This is a genomic window from Paenibacillus sp. FSL M7-1046 (assembly GCF_038007405.1).
GTDB lineage: Bacteria > Bacillota > Bacilli > Paenibacillales > Paenibacillaceae > Paenibacillus_AQ.
This window is the reverse complement of record NZ_JBBOXB010000001.1, coordinates 5,939,315-5,958,329: the sequence shown is the minus strand read 5'-3', so window position 1 is coordinate 5,958,329 and position 19,015 is coordinate 5,939,315. Positions and strand designations below refer to the sequence as shown.

Genomic DNA, 19,015 nt, shown 5'->3' with positions numbered 1-19,015 from the left:
TTGTTTTCCTAGGACATGAAGCGGAGCAAAAATGAGCAAATCATCGACCGCTTAAGAGCAACACCAAAGAATGCGCCTTCATTCGTGAAGTGGTGGCATTTTAAGCTTCTTTTGCCATCCGCAACGTTTTACATTAAATGGTCACAGGCGTAAGATTCAAATCAACAACCGAATATATTTTAACTGTTCTCAAATGGCTGAATTCCGATAATGGGAACGGGGGAACCAATGGTGAATGCGGCTTTTGCTCAGATAGCTGCCGCTCACTTGGGGTGAATCCTTGCTGCGTGCTGAAAAGCCGCTTCTTACAAGGTAGGGCAATCTCGCTGCCCGAATCCGTCAGCTAACCCCGTAAGCCTCGAAGAGAGAGGATGAGCGCCATGATCGATTAACCGACCACGGAGAGCCCTGACGCTTCTGTGGTCTTTTTGCTGCGCATGCAGAAAGGAAAGATGATCTGTATAAGTGTTTAGAAATCCTATAACAACGATAATAAGAGTCATTGGGCACTATCTAAATTGCTTTCAAGGGGGGATTGTTATCGTTACTGTATTTATCGTGTGCTTCTGGGTTGGATTGCTGCTTCTCCTCAGCGGCGGATTTCATGGGCATGGCCTGGCCGGTCATCTTCATGTGGGAGGTGGCGAAGCTGGTGGTCCGGGCTTTATGCCCATACTCCCTCTGATGGTGTTTGTCACGGTTTGGGGCGGCAGTGGTTATGTGCTTACCCGGTTCAGCGGAATGAATATGCTAGCAGTGGTGCTGATCTGCACCGTGCTTGCCTTGCTGCTGGGCTGTCTGATGTATGCGGTGTTGGCCCGGGTGATGACTCGGTATGACAGTAGCATGAATAAAATGGATTATGAGCAGGCGGGACAACTCGGGTACATCAGTATTTCAGCTGTGGATGGAGCAGTTGGAGAAATGAAATATGTGCTGCATGGAACGATGCGTTCTATTGGTGTGCGGGCAGAAACCGGCCAGCAGCTCGTCAAGGGTGACAGGGTGATTATTTTGAAGGTGGATAAAGGAATGGCGGTAGTCACCCTCTTCGAGAGGGAAAACGAACAATTATAAATAACGGGGAGTGTCGAACCGAATGGTTATTCTTTATTTAATCTCGGCAATTGTTGTTGTTATCCTGCTGGCTTTGTTCAGTATCGTGAACGCTTATAAAAAGGTACCGCCCAATCAGGCGATGATTGTATTCGGCCTCGGCGGAAAAAGAGTGGTTCAGGGTGGCGGGACGTTCGTCATTCCCGGCTTCCAAAACAATAAGACCATCTCCATGATGCTGATGAGCTTCGATGTCATCCCGGCGCAGGCGATGTTCTCCCGGCAGGGCATCAAGCTCAACCTAGAGGCGGTTGCCCAAATTAAGATTAAAAGCGATCCTACCGCTATTCTGACTGCCAGTGAGCAGTTTATCGACAGGCCGGAAGAAGACCGCGAGACGATTATCCTGCATTCGGTGGAAGGCCATCTGCGCGGCTTGATCGGACAATTAACGGTGGAATCCATTCTAAAGACACCTGACGAAATCAACAGCAAGATGCGGGAAACCTGCTCGGAAGACCTCGACAAGATGGGGCTTGAGGTGGTCAGCTTCACCATTAAGAAAATTACTGACGACAAAGGGTATATCGACAACATGGGAGTTCCGGAAATTGAGCGCATCCGCCGCGATGCCAGCATCGCCAAGGCGGAAGCGGAACGCGACATTCAGATCAAGCAAGCCGAAGCAGAGAAAGAATCCTCCATTGCCAAAGCCAATGCGCATCAGGCCACCATTGAAGCGGGAACCGCCGCCCGCGCCAAGGAATCTCTGTTCGAGAAGGATTTGAACATTAAGCAGGCGGACTTTAAACTGGAGACTGAAGTGAAAAAAGCACAAGCGGATCTTGCGTACGAGTTGCAGCAGAACAAAATCAAGCAGTCGCTGGTTACCGAACAGGTCAAGATCACGCAGATGGAAGCGGAGGCCAACCGGACCGTCCGGGAAATCGAAGTTGAGCTGAAACAGAAGGAGCTGGAGGCAACGGTGATTAAGCCTGCTGAGGCGGAGAACCAGGCTACGATCATGAGAGCGGAAGCAGCCAAGCAGCGGAAAATTCTTGAGGCGGAAGCAGAGGCGGCCACAATGACCAAACGGGGGCTGGCAACAGCGGAAGCAGAGCTGGCGAAGGGGAAAGCCAACGCAGAAATTGTTCAACTGGCCGGAGCGGCGGAAGCGGGGGCACTGGAGAAGAAAGCTGAAGCGTACAAACAGTTCACGCAAGCCGCACTTATAGTGGAATTCTTGAAGGTTCTGCCAGAGCTGGCTGACAAAATCGCTTCCCCGCTGGCCAAGGTCGATAAGATTACAGTGATTTCCCAGGATGGAGCATCCTCCGGCGTGAACAAAATTACCGGCGATATCGCCAAAATCATGGCCCAGATTCCTGAATTGACGCAGTCGCTTACCGGTATGAACGTGACAGAGGCTCTCAGCGGGCTGCTCGGCCGGGATAAAGAGCAATAGTTCTATACAAGCTGGGATATTGAATTCCTTGCATAAGCAACGCTCTATTATGGAAAACTTCTGTAGTGCGAATAAACAGCATGATTCCATGTTTGGAGACTTATTTTGATTTCCTAGGAGGTTAAGATTATGACAAATCAGGATCCGCAGGAGCTGCTTAAGCGAAAACACGAGATGGATGAGCAAAAAAGGCAGTTCACAAATTTCTCCCGAAGTGTTTGCGGCCATGGTGAGTTAGAAGCAGGCCAGGAATTCAGTATTGACCGGGTGCCTGACGATCAGAACCGTATGAAATCTGTTGAGAACAAACGTGATTGATCTGAAGAAAAATCTTCTCCGAGAAATGTAAAAATGTCCGTGTCGAAGGACAAGAACATAGTACCATTCAAAGTCGCTAACTTGGCGGCTTTTTTTGTTTTTTTAAGGTATCAAGTTCTTGTCCCGAGCAAAGGACAAAACTTGGTACTATTCCGCATTAATGGATGTCTAATCATAAATCATTCTTATTCTATATAACTGGAATTTCTTATGTATAAAAGATTGTTTATGGAACAACATACACATAATACGCACATTATGGATAGGTTGGTGATCTTCATTCATGCGACAAAAAAAGAGTCTATTTCTGCTGATGATCTTTATATTAATTGTAACTTCGGGATGCAAAAGTCAGGAATTGAGACATAAAGAACAAGATTTAGTCCGAGTGAAATCCATAAACGGTGAAAACACAAAGAAAGTCGTTTTACTGGTGATCGATTCATTAATGGCTCAAGCAATTGATAAAGGCATAGAGCAACTACCCACTATACAATTTCTGATCAAACACGGCCAATATTTTAAAAACCTTGTCAGTTCTTTTCCTACCATGTCAGTGACGATTGACAGTTCTCTGATTACAGGAACATATCCGGATGTACATCATGTGCCTGGTTTGACATGGTATTCGGCGAAGGAAAAAAAACTTATCAATTATGGTACCGGACCGATGGAGATCATCAAACTTGGTGCTGACAGTGTATTGGTTGATGCGTTAGTCAACTTGAACGACCGTCACTTAAACCGAAACATGCCCACCATTTACGAAGACTTGGCCCGAAGCGGGATGAAATCCGGCAGTATTAACGGTTTGATATACCGGGGCACCGTTGATCATACTTTATCCATTCCTCTCTGGATTCAAGGTCCTACTTCATTACCTAAAACAATTCCTGTAAAGGGCCCCGATTTTTTAACGCTGGGTTCATTGTCAGATCCGCTTGAAGGCATTCAAAAACTGCCTGACGGTTTAACCCGTCGCATCGGTTTTAACAATCAACATTCCGTTGAAACCGCCCAATATCTAATAAAGGCAAATAAATTACCGGATTTTTTGTATGTTTATCTACCTGATTTGGATCAAAAAATTCATAAAAAGGGTCCTTCAGAGTTAAAAGGAGTCAAGGAAGTAGATAGACAGCTCGAATCATTATTGCAAAGCTTTGGTTCGCCGGAGGAAGCTTTGGACAAGGCGGTTTTTATTATTGTTGGAGATAGTGGGATGACCAAAATCTTGCCTGTCCAAGATAACCCGGTTATCGATTTGGCTACCTTTTTCAACGACTATAAAGTGTTGCGTCAGGAAGAGTCAGTAACGGATGATACTGAAATCATTCTCGCTGTCAATGAAACTATGGCCTATGTCTATACTCTTAAAGCGGACAAGCTAAAAGACATTGCCTATTTATTAAAAGCTGATCCTCGCATTGATGTAATTTCATGGAAAGAAAAGGAGTGGATCTACGCAATTCAAGGTGCAACCTCCAAAAAGCTCAGATTTAAAGCCAATGGCAAACTGATCGATGATTATCAACAAAAATGGGCGGTCGAGCAAGATGTAGAGGTGTTAGATTTGAAAATAGATACTCAACATCATTCATTACAATATGGTGAGTATCCTGATGTGCTCAGGAGGTTATCTGGAGCTTTACATTCTCACCCTGGAGAATTTTTGATTGTCACCGCAAAGCCAGGTTATGAATTGGCAGACATAAGCTCACCGACGCACAAAGGAGGTGGAGGTCACGGCTCTTTTGGACAAGCGGAATCGCTGGTTCCCCTTATCCTTAGTGGAACAGATCAAAAGCCGCAATACTTGCGGATCATAGATTTAAAATCATTCCTGCTTAAGCTTCTAACAAAGTAGCGATTAATGCTTTCCATTTTATTAAATCGGAGATGTATTGGCGGCAATAGCAAAGAGGGCGGCGAAGATAAAATAGAATTCAAACTATAAGACTGCTGCTGCTGACTATGCTGAAATGTTTGAAACGGTTGACGGAATCTCAATTGACGTTGGATACTTTGTTACTTTTGTAACGGATGAATGGGGCAGGGGCAAATAAAACCCTAGTTTTTGTTAAATAACGCATGGAGTAAAAACAAAACTATTTCATGGAGCAGCTTGCCGCGGCAGCTCAATGGATGTCACAGGACAAGAACATAATCCTTTGAGAACCCGCGCCCCACGCGGTTTTTTTTGTTTTAAGGGACCAAGGTTATAGATTCAACTATAAATATAAAGCGGCATTATCAGAACAACCGCTATTGACAAACCACTACTTTGTGTTACTATATAGTGGTAGTAAGTAATACTTAATACCAGTCATACAGAATAGCAAGGGGTGATTGTGCTGGAAAATCTGACGGAAATGCTCAAAGGCGTGCTTGAGGGCTGTGTCCTTGAAATAATAAGCCGCAAAGAAACCTATGGCTACGAAATCACGCGGCGGCTAAACGCCCTCGGCTTCACAGATGTTGTGGAGGGAACGGTGTACACCATCCTGATCCGGCTTGAAAAAAGCAAGCTGGTGGATACCACCAAAAAGCCCTCCGACATGGGTCCTCCGCGAAAGTTTTTTGCGCTCAACGATGCGGGGCGTGAGGAGCTGCGGAGGTTCTGGGAAAAATGGGGGTTTGTTGCGTCGAAAATCAACCAATTAAAGGAGGAGTAGTAACAATGCTTGATTCAATCATAAAATTGATAATAGGTGACATGGAAGAAAAACGGGCCTATAAACAAATGATGAAGAGGGTTGACGTCTTGCCGAAAGATTATCGGTTTGCATTTCGCAAAATTCAACATTATATGTTTAGTGTTGGCCCCCTTGGCGGTGACATGACGATATTTACGGACTTGACGATGTTTAAGGACTTAGTGGATTTATTTGAAGCAAGTGCGGCAGAGGGCAGGCAGGTTCTTGATGTCATAGGCAGTGACGTCGGCAAGTTTTCTGATGAGTTTATGCGCGCGTCGGTTACCAATACCGAAACAGTGCGGGAAAAACTAAACAAAGAGATTATGGAAAAATTTAATAAGGAGGAGCAATAACTATGCTGGAGCTTATCAAAAAAATGATCGGGGATAAAAAAGAGTATAAGCAGCAAATGGCAAGGGTAGAAGCGCTACCTGAAGACTATCGGTTCGTATTTGAAAAAATTCATGGATACATGTGGAGTTTCGCAGTAGGAGACGGCTCTGATATGTTGAAAATTCAGCACGAATTGATCGAGTTGTTTGAAGCGAGCGCGGCTGACAGCAAACACGTTCTCGACGTGACGGGCGAAGATGTTGTCGGGTTTTGCGACGAGCTTCTGCGCGGCACGAAAATGTGGACCGATAACTTTCGCAAAAAATTAAACCGCGACATGATGAACAAACTCGGAAGGGGGGACGAATCTAAATGAATGACATCGCAATTCAAGTAAAGGATTTAAAAAAATCCTACAAGACCACGGAAGTCCTAAAGGGAGTGAATTTCGAGGCGCGGCGCGGTGAAATTTTTGCCCTGCTCGGCTCCAACGGCGCGGGCAAGACGACGATTGTTAAAACCCTCACCACGCTGCTTAAACAGGATGGAGGCACCGCCTTCGTAAACGGCTTTGACGTCGCGTCAAAGCCCGACCATGTACGTCAGTCGATTAGCTTGACAGGACAGTTTGCTGCCGTGGACGAGATATTGACCGGGCGGGAAAACCTGATCATGATCGCCAGGCTCCGGCACCTGACAAATCCGATTCAGATCGCGGATGATTTACTGAACCGCTTCGGCCTGACCGAAGCCGCCAACCGCAAGGTGTCTACTTACTCGGGTGGTATGCGCCGCAGGCTCGACATTGCCATGAGCCTTGTGGGAAAACCGCAGCTTATTTTTCTCGATGAGCCGACCACCGGGCTTGACCCCGAAGGACGCAACGAGGTTTGGAAGACAGTCAAAGAGCTTGCGAATAATGGCACGACGGTATTCCTGACCACGCAGTATTTGGAAGAAGCCGAGCAGCTTGCAGATCAAATTGCCATTCTGCATGAGGGCAGGATTATCGCGAGCGGCACAGTCGCGGAGCTGAAAAAGCTGTTTCCGCCCGAAAAGGTGGAGTATGTTGAAAAACAACCCACATTGGAGGAAATATTCCTCGCAATCATCGGCAAAAAGGAGGAAAAGTAAATGGAAACGATTAAGAAACACTTTTTCAGCGATATGGGCGTTATGCTTGGGCGTTCCATGCGCCATATTTTCCGCAGCATGGATACTATCATTACTGTCACCATCACTCCGATCGCGATGCTGCTGCTGTTCGTTTATGTGTTCGGCGGCGCGATTCAAACCGGCACGGATAACTATGTGAATTACCTGTTGCCCGGCATCCTGCTGATTGCGATTGCAAGCGGCATTGCCTATACGGCTTACCGTCTGTTTATAGATATGCAAAGCGGCATCTTCGAAAGGTTCCACTCCATGCCGATTGCGCGTTCGGCCGCGCTGTGGGGGCATGTGCTGACCTCATTGGTGTCCAATGCGATTTCGGTTGCTGTCATCATTCTCGTAGCGCTCATTATGGGCTTCCGCTCGCCGGCAGGAGTATTGTCATGGCTTGCCGTGGCCGGTATACTTGCGCTGTTTACGCTGGCCTTGACATGGATCGCGGCGATTGCCGGACTGTCCGCAAAATCGGTGGACGGCGCAGGCGCCTTTTCCTACCCGCTTATCTTCCTTCCGTTTATTAGTTCGGCGTTTGTGCCTACCGAAACGATGCCGTCAGCTGTCCGCGCTTTTGCCGAAAACCAGCCAGTAACTTCAATAGTGGAAGCCATCCGCGCGCTCCTGTCGGGGCAACCTGTCGGGAATGACATTTGGGTTGCACTCGCGTGGTGCTTAGGGATATTGATCGTCGCATATCTTTTTGCAATGCGCGTATACAAACGGAAAGCAGCTTAATGTTTGCAGACATTAAAATGAGAGTGGTTAACAAAACTTCAAGTAAAAGGGATGGTAGAGTGTGTAAAGACGAATGGATATTATGCCCGGTCTGTGCCAACAAAACACGGGTCAAGGTACGTAATGATACGGTACTTGAAAACTTTCCGCTATTTTGCCCCAAGTGTAAACAGGAAACGATAATCAATGTAAAGGAACTGAATATGTCAGTTATCAAAGAGCCCGACGCTAAGACGCAGAGCCGATAACCGTGAGTGAAATCACAGTTGTCGGCTCTTTATTTATGATAACTCCCAAGCTATATGATTGACGTTTATTTATTTCCATTAAGTGACCCATGGACAATGATATGCAGGAGGGAATACTCCGATGTGATCAGTACTTTCGTGTACAGAGTGGGTATTAGCTCGGGAGATTTCCGTGGGCATGAATTATCCCGAAACAGGCTACATTTCCATCACGCCCAAGCCGCGGTGCTGTTCACTGTTAGTAAGGAAGGATAAATAAATCTGAGTTGTTGACGGAAATAGCAAAGAGGAGCGGCGAACTCCTCTTTTTTGTTGAATTAAATGTTGACTTGACTCTAGAACCAGGGAAGGCAGCTGCATCAGCTATCCAGGCTGCGTGGTGAGAAGACCCTCTTCCCGATGAATGTAAACAGGCAGGGGGAACGGAATAGATTATTAGTAGTGGGACGGTGGGAGAAATCGGCTGCAACCCTAAGAATACATTATCTTTTTTCTGGTAATATAGAATATATATTTTTAAGCCAGGTAGAAGGAGTGCGGCAATGATTTATTTAAGAAGCTTTAAGCTTTCTGATTATACGGATCGAAATCCCAACATATATCCTGATAATGTATTTAAGCACTTGGCTGGAGAGGTGCTTTTGTTTGATCGAATTACTGTGTTGTATGGCAATAACGGTAGCGGAAAATCCAGTTTACTCAATGTAATTTCCAACAAGCTAGGAATCTCGGGGGCTGAAAGAATGACAAGCTATGGGCATAGTATTTATGCTCAGAGATTCCTTGATTTGAGTAGCTATCAGCTTGGGCATGATGAGCACGAGCATGAAATCAGGCAACTTCCAAAAGAAAGCCGATATCTGAAATCAGAGGATATTTTATATGAGATCAAGAAGATACAGCAATCTTCCGTGCTGCGTGAGGGAATAATAAATGAGCAGATTAACAATGGGATGAGCAAGGCTCAGGCATCACAATATGAAGCTACGTATGCGTTTAAGAAGAAGCTGGAGAACATTCAATTCTCTCAAGAAAAATATTCTAATGGAGAAACGTCCATGCAGTTTTTTGAGGAATATCTGCTACCTGGGCAATTGTATTTATTGGATGAACCGGAAACGTCACTTTCTCCTGCCAATCAAATACGGATGGCCGAACAAATAAATGAGCTGGCACGATATTTTGATTGTCAATTTATTATTGCCACGCATTCTCCCTTTGTTTTAGGCACGTTACATACAAAAATTTATAATCTGGATGCCAAGCCTCTTCAAACAGCTGAATGGTTTGAACTAGACAATGTACAATTTTTTTATCGATTTTTCAATAAGCATAAGCAATTGTTTGAATGAGAGTAGGACAGGCGAAAATTGCAGCTTTTCATCTGAGCAGGGGTGGGCACAACGGCAAGCGGCGCCGGCGGCGCAGCGGGCGGCCTCTTTGTCATCGGAGACAACGGCCGCCGACGGACTCGGGCCGCATACTTGATCGCTACGGCTTTGGCCGCATTGATGCCAATCGGGCGGTTCAACTCGTGGCCGAATTAACGCCTGTTCATTAAGGCAAACTAAAAGGAGCCAACTTTATGGGTTGGCTCCTTTTTTGATATAACAAATTAAGAAGGCGAGGAGATCACATGACACAAAAACTGGCGGTCATCGTTATTCACGGATTAGGCAAGCAGCATAAGGACTTTGCATCAGCTTTCATTAAGGATCTGCACAAGACCTTCTCCCGGCTCAGCGGTGAGAAAAACCCGGAGGCGCGAATAGTGATCAAGCCGGTGTGGTGGGCCTCTGTCTTCGCTGATCGGGAAGAAAAATTGAAACAGAAGCTGGTAGGCGCTCCGTACAATCTGCGATATACAGAACTAAGAGAATTCATGATTCACTATCTGACGGATGCTGTCGCATACCAGCCCGTGGAAGGCGGCGACCAGAACTATGAAGCGGTTCATCGGACGATTAGCAAGCAATTGAACCAGTTATGTACTGAAGCCGGAACGGATGCTCCGCTCTGCGTTATTTCGCATAGTCTGCGCTACACCACGTTTGACAAGCCAATTCAAGTGCCTAGCGAGGGCTTCTCCGCCAAATATCCCGATATCCCAGGCGAATGGATCAACTTTTATGATAAAGACGATGTTCTGGGCTATCCGCTGAAAAGCGTTCACCCTGAATACGACAAGGCTGTTAGTGAAGACCGTGACGTCAACGTCGGAACGCTGATCGACAGCTGGAATCCCTTATGCCACAATCGCTACCTCACAAGCAGCAAAGTCATAACGCCGATTGCAGAAGGTCTGCACAAGCTATGGCAGCAGGTCAACGTGAATGCACTGACCGTACACAAATAGCTGCAATTTTTCCTTTTGAACGGTTATGGTGCTGAATACCATGTTGTCATTCCCATATTTGTAAGTATGGAATTTGATCAATATCTAAACAACAAGATACACCGTACGATAAACCTTGATAATATCAGGGTTTTATTATATTTCAGGAACCTTGTTACTCTCTAAGTATTGAATAAAAAAACCTTCCAAAGGCAAAATAAAAGATGAACTTAGGAGGGGTGCTCATGACATTGATGGAGAAGGTTCTTACAACGGATCTTGAGGATAGTGAGGCAATTCTGCGGGAGCTTCTCCATAATTCATCTGATGTAATGTTTCGGAAGCTGCATACAGATGGTCAAACCCTTCTGTTCATTTACGTGGAAGGATTATGTGATACTAATTTAGTGGAACAAATCATTCTTAAACCATTTTTGTACCGAGGACTTCCGGGTGATAACTGTGAAGGGCCTCCGTTTACACACACGCTTAGACAACTGATGCTTCCGGTGCTGAATAAATCCTCGGCAACGAAAGCTGGAGAAGTTGTCGAGGGCGTTTTGGCAGGATACGTGGCTCTCCTTGCCGAAGGAGAATCCGAGGCCCAGATAGCGGACTTCCAGCACTATCAGCAGCGTAATGTTGAAGAGCCCTCGACCGAACCCGTCGTTAGGGGTCCTAGAGATGGCTTTACTGAGTCTCTTCGAGTAAATACGAGTTTGATCCGTAGGCGGCTCTGCACCCACGAATTGGTCAACAAATCGTTCCAGCTCGGAGAAAAAACCGGAACAAAAGTAGAAATGCTCTACTTAGAAGGGGTCGCTAAAGCTTCCATCGTGGAAGAAGTAACTCGACGCATCGGTGAAATCCGAATAGACGGAATATTAGAATCGGGATATATTGAGGAAATGATCGAAGATGCTCCATACTCACCCTTTCCTCAAATTCAGAATACAGAGCGTCCTGATGTTGTTTGTGCTGCATTGTTGGAAGGCAAAGTGGCAATTGTCACGGCAAATACTCCTTTTGTGCTTATCGTTCCCATGACATTCTGGTCCGGCCTTCAAGCATCAGAAGATTATTACGAAAGAGCCATTTTCACAACACTTGTAAGGTGGGTTAGGTACTTCATGTTCCTGATTGCCCTGCTGCTTCCGTCAGTTTATGTGGCTTTAACTACTTTTCATCCGCAGATTCTTCCGACAGTCCTTCTAATCAGCATCGCAGCAGCAAGAGAAGGTGTCCCCTTTCCTGCCGTCATGGAAGCCTTCCTGATGGAATTTATGTTCGAGGCACTTCGCGAAGCGGGCGTCCGGCTCCCGAAGACAATCGGTTCAGCCGTTAGTATTGTGGGAGCACTGGTTATCGGACAATCAGCTGTAGAAGCTGGCATCATCTCAGCTCCCATGGTCATCGTCGTGGCAACGACGGGGGTCGCTTCCTTCGGAATACCCCGCTACAATCTCGGCACTGCTTTGCGTGTTCTACGTTTCCCCATGTTGTTGCTAGCTGGATTTATAGGAATTTACGGTATCTTGATCGGCATTACGGCGATCCTTATCCATCTGTCATGCTTGCGTTCATTCGGTGTTCCTTACCTCACACCCGTATCATCCGAAACGGCAGGCTATGTTAAAGACCTCATCTTTCGCGCTCCTAGATGGAGCTTACGTTATCGTCCTAAAAACACGACAGGGAGTAACGGTAAACGAATTTCATGATAAGCTCCTGTCTTTATTTCAAAGGAAGGTGACAGCTCATGTACCTAAAATCGGGGATTATCCTGGTACTGATTCTATCGCTCACAACTGCATGCTGGGACCAGAAGGAGCTTAGCAACCGGTCCCTCTGGATCGCCTCTGGGTTCGACAGGAACGAGAGAGGGGATATCGTCTTGAGTGGCCAAGTTTTGATACCGGGTCAACAGGGTGAAACCGGAGGAAAAGGAGGTTCCTCTGGCAAGGGCATAGGTAATTTCGTTGTTTCGGGAAAGGGGGAGAGTGTCAGTCAGGCAGCAGCCGATTTACAAGGAAGTCTTTCCCGAGAAGTATTTCCCAGCCACCGCAGGGTAGTTTTTGTAGGAGAACACTTCGCGAAGGACGGGATCGCCGACATCCTGGATGAACATTCCCGGAATCCGAAGGTCAGGTTGCGGTCCGATATCTTTATCGTGAAAGGTGGTACCGCCCTTGAACTGCTCAAATCTTCGTACCCCTTAGAGAAGATACCCGCGATTGGCGCTTACAAAGAACTCGAATATACAAGTGGCCTGAAACAGGCGACATTAATGAGATTCTTAAGAGCAGCTAGCAGTGATGGTGTTAGCCCGACATTACCCGTAATTTCTTTAGATCGGAATGGTGACGAGAATCAGGAAGTGACACAGCAACAAATTTTTCGGATGAATGGCATAGCCATTTTTGATAAAGAAAAGTTGAAATTAAAAGGTTATATCAGCCAAATGGAAGCATTGAATGTGAATTGGATTACAGGTGTGCTAAACAGCACAACAGTAACAACGCTCGTGCCTAAAAATCAAGGGAGAGTCAGCCTACACCTATCCCGGATGAGTCGAAAAATTTGGTCAGAATACGAAAGAGATAAGCTTGTCATTCATGTCAAGTTGATCGGCAAAGGATTAATTAGGGAGAACCAAGGCCGGTTGGATCTTCGTAATCCTGCCAATGTCAAATTGGTCAAGCAAGCTCTAGAAATTGAAGCAGCAAAGAGAGTTAAAGAAACCATCTTTAAAATTCAGAAGACTTTCCATGAGGATATCTTCGGGTTTGGTGAGGTACTTCACCAAAGAAGTCCGTCGTATTGGAGGAAATTAAAAAATAACTGGAATTTTTATTTTACAGAGGCAGAATTCGATGTGAAAGCTGATTTGACGGTAACCCAAATAGGGCTGACGGGACCTGCCCTGCATTTACAGGAGGAGGAAACGCTACCATGAACACGACTAAAATTTCTAACATTCAAGTGTTTTGGATAACGTTTTCGATGGAGAGTGCAATAACATTATTCTTGACCCAATCGCTTGTCATTCAGATGACGAAGCAGGATGCTTGGATTTCTTTCCTAATCGGGGGTGTTATCGCATGCGGGATCACTCTCCTGTCCAGGGCCTTGTCCCTTATGTACCCCGAGCAGACACTCGGCGAATTCAGTGAGAAAATTTTAGGCCGCTGGCTTGGGAAAATAATAGTTATTCCCTTTTTTATAGTGTGGATAATCACTTCGGGAACGCTTCTTCGCCAACTTTCTTGAGCTTTAACAATTATGAATTCGAGCAAATTCTTCCTATTTTCTCGGAATCAGGCGTTAGAACGATTATGCGAGGAAGTCTAGCGCCCGCCTCGGTGCTGGGAGACACCGTTTTCCTGTTGATGGTGACAAAATTCATGAAGAACCCCCGTCAGGGAACGAAATTTGCTGTTTGGGGCGTCGCGGCCGTTTCAATCATATCCTCTATAATGACCTTGACTGCTCTATCAATTTTCGGTTCAGCGTTAGCGGCAAAGATGCTGATTCCAACATTTGAGTTGATGCGATTCGTCTCCCTTATGGAGTTCATACAGAATATCGAAATTTTTTCATCGGTTTTATGGTTCTTCAGTGTGTTTATCAAACTGAGCTTATATTTATTTATAACATGCTATGGAATGTCCCAATGGTTAGGATTAAAACGTTGGACCAATTCAATCTGGTTGATTGCACCGGCAGTGTATCTTATAGCATGGAAGAGTCCCCAAGCTGTTCTGTACGATTCCCAAATTCAGCTTTATCTGGGCGTTCGTTACGTAATGCCGTTTGAGCTGATCGGAATCCCGTTCCTGCTGTGGATAGTTGGCACTGTTCGTAAACGACGAAAGGGGGGATAGTTTGAGAAAATTTCTGTTTTTGATGATTCCGCTCTGGCTGGCAAGTACTTTTTTTGCAATTTGGCCAATTCATGCGGATTGGGCATATAATTAATTTTGTTGTAAACGACGGTAAATCCTATATCATTTCTGACAATCGAGTGGAAAAGGAACAAATCGGTTCAATAATAGGCAAAGTTACATCATTTTCAGACAAGGAAGGCACATACTCAGGTAATTTTTCGAATCACTATCCGAAGGGCACTGAATATTACAATATCAAAGACGTGGACAAAAATGAGGCAATTGCGATAAAGATAAATGATGGGTCATTCATTAAAGCTAATTATGAGGGTGAATATGCCGGTTCCATATTTGATTGGGGAAAAGTTGTATGGTGTACCGCCGGCTCATTCTTGCTAGTCCTTGTCATTGTCATTGTCATTGTGAAAAATAATCGGAAACCTATCGGAAACCTATCTAATACTAAAATGAAGGATCGATAAGATAACGGGAAACGTTAGTTAAATAAAACAGCGGCAGTCTAGGACAGGTTTTCTCGTCCTTTTACTGTCGCTGTTTCGGCTTCTGGGGTCAGTCTAATTATTCATTGGTGGCATCGTTAGGATTCATTTCAAAAATGGCTCAGCCATCCGGATCATTTCTTCTTTACTAAAATAATGTCCGCTCATCTCGTCCATTTGATACTCGTCAAGTTAAGCAGACGGTCTGACGCTCCACCGGGAGCATGGCATAATCCTTGCCTGATTCCTCTGCCAGCTTACGAAGTTTGTCCGCTGTAGCGGCCGCTACTTCCGGGGAGGGGCTAGTTGAGCTGCAATCTTCACAGATTGTCCGGACAGCTTACCTTGCAGTGCAGACCAATCGGAATAGGCAACGGGCATCCTGGTAGGTTGTGCTTTAGCAGGGATGCGCAGACTCGTCGCCTTAACAACCGGGATACCCGGCCATGCCTGCGTACAACCAATTGTGAATTGAGGTACCGAATGACCGGACAGGTGATGGAAATATGAAACATTCACCACATATAGAGCTCACTGAGCTTAATAAAAGTGGCAGCTTCCGGCAGTGTGCAGCAGCTTGAACAAGCGGCGGCTTTGTAGTCTGGGGCGATAGTATAGGTCTGTAAGTACATTGATTCCGCTTGTGTGATCAGACTAAAGCTGCCATCTTCACGCTGTTGTATCGTAAATGAATCAAGCGGCCGGGACAGCCCGGTGCCAATCGCCTTGATATAGCTTTCCTTTAATGTCCACAAGTCATAAAAAAAATCCTGCCGCTCCCCGGCAGACTTGCCTTGTAACGCCACTCGCTCCTCCACAGAAAAAAAACGCTCTGCTATTTGAATATCTATGGGCCGTATCTGCTCAATATCTACTCCGAGTGAACCCTCATTCGTTCCCCAGATCATCAGCACCCAATCTCCTGAATGAGACACATTATACTCAAAATCAGGCAGCCCAGACACCCCCGGTTTGCCGAATGGATTCTCCTCGAACTGAATATTGCCATTCCGTTGACCGAGCTGGCTGCAGAGGATGTACCGCACCAGTATCTCGCCAAATAAAGACCGATATGCATCTTCCTTATGGAAAAATCGGGCGAGACGTGCGCGCCGGGCTTCCGATACCTGTGCTGCAAAATAAGCATAGCTCTCCAGACTTAGCTGCTCCGTGAGCTTAAAAGCAAGAATTTTGGACATAAACAACACCTGTCTTAGGAGATTTTATTTTGTTTTCGTTATTGTGAATATTGTGAAATATGAAGTCCGTTCTCTAAACAGGACAGCTATACGATTCTAGCATATTTATCTGAACTCACTCCATATCTAAATTGGTACTAATAGCTCTTTCCGAAATTTGCACATTATTGAACTACTGGCATTTTACGACATAATAGGACGTCGAATGCTGCAGATATATACACCATTCCATTAACTTACTTAAAATTATATTAATTATCTTTATTGTTATATAGTCCTAAAGAATGGTATTTATTTAAATATTTTCATAGTATAGTTGGTATTATCAAGACATCGTCAAAATCAGTTTTAATACTACAATAATATTGAATGAAAGCAATATTACGGGAGTGATATCATGTCATTGGAGAATGAATGTGAAGATAATAAGGCGGATATTGCCATTATTGGCCTCTCCATCCGTCTGCCTGGCATTGATACCGTTTCACAGTTTTGGGAAGCAATCCTGGGTGGAGAAGAGGTGGTTGCTAACACATCCCCGCAGGATAAAGCAGAAGTTGCTTCTGCGGAGGGAAGGCCAAACTTTATTCGCACAAACACCAACATTCGGAACATTGAGAATTTTGATGCTGCTTTCTTTAATTTCAACATAAGAGAGGCGTCCTTGATGGACCCGCAGCATCGTCTGCTTCTGGAGATGGCTTGGGAAGCGCTGGAGGCAGCGGGATATGATCCGGGAACCTATGACGGTCTTATCGGGATGTATGCGGGCGTGTACGCGAACTATTATCAAATGTTCAACCTTATGCCGCTTCTCAATGGCAACAGAGCAGCCTCCGAACTCCAAATGCAGATCGCAAGCGAGAAAGACCATGCGGCGACGATGGCCGCTTACAAGCTAGGCCTTACCGGGCCAGTGCTGAATGTCCAGTCTGCTTGTTCCAGCTCGCTGGTTGCCGTACATCTGGCTTGCGAGAGTCTGCTCACTTACTCCAGTGACATGATGGTATGTGGAGGTGCAACACTCGGCATTCCCCAAGCCAACGGCTATTACTATCAAGACAACGGGTTGTTGTCCGCTGATGGGCATCTCCGGGCGTTCGATAAGCAGGCTACTGGAACCTTGTACAGCGACGGGGCAGGTTGCGTCGTACTGAAAAGATATAGTGATGCCCTTGAGGATGGCGACACCATTCATGCTGTTATTAAAGGTTCTGCCGTCAATAATGACGGAGCCCTCAAAGCCGGATATACAGCTCCCGCAGTCAAAGGCCAGATTCAGGTTATAGAACGCGCACAGATGAACGCAGACGTAAGCGCCGAGGACATCTGTTACATAGAAGCTCATGGTACCGGCACTCCTCTAGGAGATGCGATTGAGCTTGAGGCACTGCATGAGGTATTTGCCAGACATACTGAAAAAAACGCTTTTTGTGCTTTGGGTTCGGTTAAATCTAACGTCGGTCATACGGGGCCATCCGCAGGTATTGTTGGGTTAATCAAGACAGTCATGGCCCTGCGAGAGAGGATACTGCCACCCGCTATTCACTCAGATACACCACATGACAGGTTAATGACGGGCCAGAGCCCGTTTTATCTGAATCCTGTTCCGCTGGAGTGGAGCAGCCCCAATCAGCGGCGTCTGGCTGGGGTCAGCTCCTTTGGGCTTGGAGGCACCAATGCACATGTTATCCTGCAAGAAGCGCCGGTGTTGCCGAAGGAACCTTCCTTACGGCGCAGCAAATTGTTCGTCCTCTCCGCCAAAAGTGCAGAGGCGCTCAAGAGGCAAAAGCAATCCTTGCAGCAATTTCTAAGCTCTGCTTCAGAAGAACTGTTAGCGGATGCAGCCTATACACTGCAAACCGGACGGAAGCTGTTTGAGCACCGGGCAATTTGGCTATACGGCTGCGGAGGTGAGACGGAATGGATGGAACGGGAGACTGGAAAGAAGGATAACCCCGATCTTGCGGGCATGCCCTTGTTCCACTTTCCGGACCTATCCAATTTCGAGGCTCCTGAGCTTGGGGATTGGATCACTGAGGAAACGGTATTCTACAACAACATCGTGCAGGGTAAGAAACTGGCAGAGGAATGGTTCGGCAAGGGAGATTCGGCATTGCGGGAACAAGCCACATACGCATTAACCGTGCAGATCTCCTTGTTCAAACTCTGGGAGAGCTGGGGAATCCATCCCTCGGGCTGCCAAGGTACGGGCAGCGGCTTATTTGCCGCCGCTTATGCCTGTGGCCTCCTGACTCATGCGGATGCTATGTATCTTGGCAGCTCCTTTACAGCCGCACTCGCAACTTCGGGTGAGGCGCGGGGTACTTTTGTCCGAAGGTACCGGCAACATGTCTCGAGTCTGAAAACGGGGGCGATGAAGGTTCCACTTGCAGCATCGCCGGGAAGGGACCCGATGACTCCTACGGAGTGGAGAAGCAGCGATTTTTGGACAGCGTATCTGACGGATGCCCTGGAAGACGGAGCCTCATTACAGACCAGCAGCAAGAATGAAATAGATCGGCTGGTGCTTGATATGAATCTCGGTGAACCTTCGGAACGTCATGGAACAACAGAATGGAAGAGCGTTTACCTTCTTCTCGGCAAAGTCTGGATGGAAGGCTGCCCCGTCAATTGGAAGGCTTATTATCAAGGGGAACGCCGCCGCCGCATTGAATTGCCTGCCTATCCTTTTGAAAGAACACGCTGCTGGGTGGAGCGTGATGATTCTGCACTTGATACTACCGGGCCGCTTCAGCCCATTTCGGAACCCGTCAACTTGCGGCCAGAGCAGTTGGATGGATACATCGCACCAAGAACAGAGGTTGAACGTGACCTGGTTGCAGCTTGGGAGCTGTATCTGGGGGTGGCCCCGATCGGAATCAACGACAATTATTATGAACTGGGAGGCAACTCGCTGCTGGCAGCTTCCTTGCATGCACATATATGTGAACAGTTTTGCGTGACACTTAAACTTGAAGTTTTTTTGGAGCAGCAGACGATAGCCCGATTAGCCGAATCCATTGAATCCTGGAGATTGAATTCTATATCTGCGAAAGGCGGACACTGA

The 19,015-nt window shown here is 46.4% G+C and carries 19 protein-coding genes and 1 riboswitch; of the genes, 18 read left to right on the top strand and 1 reads right to left on the bottom strand.

Going from position 1 to position 19,015, the window contains the following annotated elements:
* The first annotated feature begins 185 nt into the window (after positions 1-185).
* Positions 186-373, top strand: a riboswitch (cyclic di-AMP (ydaO/yuaA leader).
* 185 nt (positions 374-558) lie between these two features.
* The 17 genes from NYE29_RS26555 (at position 559) to NYE29_RS26475 (ending at position 14,728) form a co-directional block, all read left to right on the top strand.
* On the top strand, positions 559-1,077 hold the full coding sequence (locus tag NYE29_RS26555; protein WP_340898127.1) for a hypothetical protein: 519 nt from the start codon (positions 559-561) through the stop codon (positions 1,075-1,077).
* 22 nt (positions 1,078-1,099) lie between these two features.
* On the top strand, positions 1,100-2,521 hold the full coding sequence (locus NYE29_RS26550) for a flotillin family protein (protein ID WP_340898126.1): 1,422 nt from the start codon (positions 1,100-1,102) through the stop codon (positions 2,519-2,521).
* 129 nt (positions 2,522-2,650) lie between these two features.
* Positions 2,651-2,839, top strand: coding sequence for a hypothetical protein (locus NYE29_RS26545; RefSeq protein WP_076110877.1), 189 nt, complete (start codon positions 2,651-2,653; stop codon positions 2,837-2,839).
* 283 nt (positions 2,840-3,122) lie between these two features.
* Positions 3,123-4,706, top strand: coding sequence for an alkaline phosphatase family protein (locus NYE29_RS26540; protein WP_076110876.1), 1,584 nt, complete (start codon positions 3,123-3,125; stop codon positions 4,704-4,706).
* 505 nt (positions 4,707-5,211) lie between these two features.
* Positions 5,212-5,514, top strand: a complete 303-nt coding sequence (locus tag NYE29_RS26535; protein ID WP_269322569.1) for a PadR family transcriptional regulator — start codon at positions 5,212-5,214, stop codon at positions 5,512-5,514.
* A gap of 5 nt (positions 5,515-5,519) precedes the next feature.
* Positions 5,520-5,891: a DUF1048 domain-containing protein gene (locus tag NYE29_RS26530; protein ID WP_076110875.1), complete on the top strand. Its 372-nt coding sequence runs from the start codon at positions 5,520-5,522 to the stop codon at positions 5,889-5,891.
* Positions 5,892-5,893: 2 nt separating this feature from the next.
* Positions 5,894-6,247: a DUF1048 domain-containing protein gene (locus NYE29_RS26525; RefSeq protein ID WP_076110874.1), complete on the top strand. Its 354-nt coding sequence runs from the start codon at positions 5,894-5,896 to the stop codon at positions 6,245-6,247.
* Positions 6,244-7,005, top strand: a complete 762-nt coding sequence (locus NYE29_RS26520) for an ABC transporter ATP-binding protein (RefSeq protein ID WP_076110873.1) — start codon at positions 6,244-6,246, stop codon at positions 7,003-7,005. Before NYE29_RS26525 ends, NYE29_RS26520 begins: the two co-directional genes overlap by 4 nt.
* Positions 7,006-7,776, top strand: coding sequence for an ABC transporter permease (locus NYE29_RS26515; protein ID WP_076110872.1), 771 nt, complete (start codon positions 7,006-7,008; stop codon positions 7,774-7,776).
* Positions 7,776-8,024: a cysteine-rich KTR domain-containing protein gene (locus NYE29_RS26510; RefSeq protein WP_439823165.1), complete on the top strand. Its 249-nt coding sequence runs from the start codon at positions 7,776-7,778 to the stop codon at positions 8,022-8,024. The genes NYE29_RS26515 and NYE29_RS26510 overlap by 1 nt, the downstream gene beginning before the upstream one ends.
* A 542-nt stretch (positions 8,025-8,566) precedes the next feature.
* Positions 8,567-9,376 (top strand): AAA family ATPase, encoded by an 810-nt coding sequence (locus tag NYE29_RS26505; RefSeq protein ID WP_076110871.1) that lies wholly within the window; start codon positions 8,567-8,569, stop codon positions 9,374-9,376.
* A gap of 284 nt (positions 9,377-9,660) precedes the next feature.
* Positions 9,661-10,380, top strand: coding sequence for a hypothetical protein (locus NYE29_RS26500; RefSeq protein WP_076110870.1), 720 nt, complete (start codon positions 9,661-9,663; stop codon positions 10,378-10,380).
* Positions 10,381-10,604: 224 nt separating this feature from the next.
* Positions 10,605-12,080: a spore germination protein gene (locus NYE29_RS26495; protein WP_076110869.1), complete on the top strand. Its 1,476-nt coding sequence runs from the start codon at positions 10,605-10,607 to the stop codon at positions 12,078-12,080.
* A 38-nt stretch (positions 12,081-12,118) separates the two neighbouring features.
* Positions 12,119-13,315, top strand: coding sequence for a Ger(x)C family spore germination protein (locus NYE29_RS26490; protein ID WP_340898125.1), 1,197 nt, complete (start codon positions 12,119-12,121; stop codon positions 13,313-13,315).
* A complete protein-coding gene (locus NYE29_RS26485; RefSeq protein ID WP_340898124.1) occupies positions 13,312-13,629 on the top strand; it encodes a GerAB/ArcD/ProY family transporter in 318 nt (105 codons plus the stop codon). Before NYE29_RS26490 ends, NYE29_RS26485 begins: the two co-directional genes overlap by 4 nt.
* Positions 13,626-14,243 carry a GerAB/ArcD/ProY family transporter gene (locus NYE29_RS26480; RefSeq protein WP_340898123.1) on the top strand — a complete coding sequence of 206 codons (618 nt, stop codon included), beginning with the start codon at positions 13,626-13,628 and terminating at the stop codon, positions 14,241-14,243. Before NYE29_RS26485 ends, NYE29_RS26480 begins: the two co-directional genes overlap by 4 nt.
* Positions 14,244-14,383: 140 nt before the next feature.
* Positions 14,384-14,728 (top strand): hypothetical protein, encoded by a 345-nt coding sequence (locus tag NYE29_RS26475; RefSeq protein WP_340898122.1) that lies wholly within the window; start codon positions 14,384-14,386, stop codon positions 14,726-14,728.
* 533 nt (positions 14,729-15,261) lie between these two features.
* Here NYE29_RS26475 and NYE29_RS26470 read toward each other — a convergent pair.
* The gene (locus NYE29_RS26470) at positions 15,262-15,945 is read right to left on the bottom strand and encodes a 4'-phosphopantetheinyl transferase family protein (protein ID WP_340898121.1); all 684 of its coding nucleotides are present in this window, start codon (positions 15,943-15,945) and stop codon (positions 15,262-15,264) included.
* A 397-nt stretch (positions 15,946-16,342) separates the two neighbouring features.
* On the opposite strand from NYE29_RS26470, the gene NYE29_RS26465 reads away from it, so the two are divergent.
* Positions 16,343-19,015 carry a type I polyketide synthase gene (locus NYE29_RS26465; RefSeq protein WP_340898120.1) on the top strand — a complete coding sequence of 891 codons (2,673 nt, stop codon included), beginning with the start codon at positions 16,343-16,345 and terminating at the stop codon, positions 19,013-19,015.

What these genes read in the sequence shown, in the direction of transcription:
- NYE29_RS26530 (WP_076110875.1), top strand. Translation starts at nt 5,520, where the DNA reads ATGCTTGATTCAATCATAAAATTGATAATAGGTGACATGGAAGAAAAA.
- NYE29_RS26515 (WP_076110872.1), top strand. Translation starts at nt 7,006, where the DNA reads ATGGAAACGATTAAGAAACACTTTTTCAGCGATATGGGCGTTATGCTT.
- NYE29_RS26500 (WP_076110870.1), top strand. Translation starts at nt 9,661, where the DNA reads ATGACACAAAAACTGGCGGTCATCGTTATTCACGGATTAGGCAAGCAG.
- NYE29_RS26505 (WP_076110871.1), top strand. Translation starts at nt 8,567, where the DNA reads ATGATTTATTTAAGAAGCTTTAAGCTTTCTGATTATACGGATCGAAAT.
- NYE29_RS26465 (WP_340898120.1), top strand. Translation starts at nt 16,343, where the DNA reads ATGTCATTGGAGAATGAATGTGAAGATAATAAGGCGGATATTGCCATT.
- NYE29_RS26540 (WP_076110876.1), top strand. Translation starts at nt 3,123, where the DNA reads ATGCGACAAAAAAAGAGTCTATTTCTGCTGATGATCTTTATATTAATT.
- NYE29_RS26495 (WP_076110869.1), top strand. Translation starts at nt 10,605, where the DNA reads ATGACATTGATGGAGAAGGTTCTTACAACGGATCTTGAGGATAGTGAG.
- NYE29_RS26470 (WP_340898121.1), bottom strand. Translation starts at nt 15,945, where the DNA reads ATGTCCAAAATTCTTGCTTTTAAGCTCACGGAGCAGCTAAGTCTGGAG.
- NYE29_RS26510 (WP_439823165.1), top strand. Translation starts at nt 7,776, where the DNA reads ATGTTTGCAGACATTAAAATGAGAGTGGTTAACAAAACTTCAAGTAAA.
- NYE29_RS26535 (WP_269322569.1), top strand. Translation starts at nt 5,212, where the DNA reads ATGCTCAAAGGCGTGCTTGAGGGCTGTGTCCTTGAAATAATAAGCCGC.
- NYE29_RS26520 (WP_076110873.1), top strand. Translation starts at nt 6,244, where the DNA reads ATGAATGACATCGCAATTCAAGTAAAGGATTTAAAAAAATCCTACAAG.
- NYE29_RS26490 (WP_340898125.1), top strand. Translation starts at nt 12,119, where the DNA reads ATGTACCTAAAATCGGGGATTATCCTGGTACTGATTCTATCGCTCACA.
- NYE29_RS26485 (WP_340898124.1), top strand. Translation starts at nt 13,312, where the DNA reads ATGAACACGACTAAAATTTCTAACATTCAAGTGTTTTGGATAACGTTT.
- NYE29_RS26545 (WP_076110877.1), top strand. Translation starts at nt 2,651, where the DNA reads ATGACAAATCAGGATCCGCAGGAGCTGCTTAAGCGAAAACACGAGATG.
- NYE29_RS26550 (WP_340898126.1), top strand. Translation starts at nt 1,100, where the DNA reads ATGGTTATTCTTTATTTAATCTCGGCAATTGTTGTTGTTATCCTGCTG.
- NYE29_RS26525 (WP_076110874.1), top strand. Translation starts at nt 5,894, where the DNA reads ATGCTGGAGCTTATCAAAAAAATGATCGGGGATAAAAAAGAGTATAAG.